The 875-nt window shown below is 52.7% G+C and carries 1 protein-coding gene; it reads right to left on the bottom strand.

Annotated elements, in window-relative coordinates:
• A partial coding sequence (gene msrAB / locus ACTHUM_RS15620) for a bifunctional peptide-methionine (S)-S-oxide reductase MsrA/peptide-methionine (R)-S-oxide reductase MsrB (protein WP_440403371.1) occupies positions 1-875 on the bottom strand: 875 nt, incomplete at both ends.

Raw genomic sequence — 875 nt, 5'->3', positions numbered from 1 at the left:
GTATTTTTGCTGCTCGCGTTTGAGGGCGGCGGCGATGACGGCTTTTTCGACAGGGTCGGTGTAGTATACGCCGCTGCGGTATTGCGTGCCGCTGTCGTTGCCCTGTTTGTTGCGGCTGGTCGGGTCAACGACGCGGAAGAAATATTGCAGGATGTCGTCTAGGCTGAGTTTGTCGGCATCGTAGGTGACCTTGACGGTTTCGGCATGGCCTGTATCGCGGTAGGAAACGTCTTCGTAGCTTGGGTTTTCCGTTTTGCCGTTGGCGTAGCCGGATACGGCGTCAACCACACCGTCTATGCGTTGGAAATAGGCTTCCAAGCCCCAGAAGCAGCCGCCGGCGAGGTAGATGGTGCGCGTATTCATGATTGCTGAATCCTTTTTCTGTGTGTCGGGTTTGTAGAACGAATTTTTCAGACGGCCTATATCGGCATTCGGGTCGCGGATTAACGCCAATGCCTGCGCTTCGTTGATGCTGCCTTTGACGATGCGCTGCACGTCGCCGTCTTTGCCGATTAATGCCCACGAAGGGTAAACACTGATATTCAGGCTTTGGGCGATGGTGCCGCCGTTGTCGGTCACGACGGGCAGCTTAGGATAGTTCAAACCGGCATACCATTTTTGAAAGTCGCCGTCTTTTTTCTCGTGTAGAAAACCGGGCGAGGCAACGGTAATCAGATTGGCAGAACTGAATTTTGCATCTTGCGCCCATTTTTCGGTTTGCCCCAGTTCGGACAAACACAAAGGACACCAACTTGCCCAAAATTTAATCAGGGTCGGTTTGTCTTTTTTCAGGAAAACACTGGCAGGGCGGTTATCAGGAGTTTTCAAGGAGGACAATGCCTGCGGTACGGTTGCGGCTTCGGTATCCATTATTT

Source organism: Neisseria sp. P0021.S006, from assembly GCF_051956895.1.
Note: the sequence above shows the minus strand (reverse complement) of the source record. Positions and strands in the feature narration are given on the sequence as shown.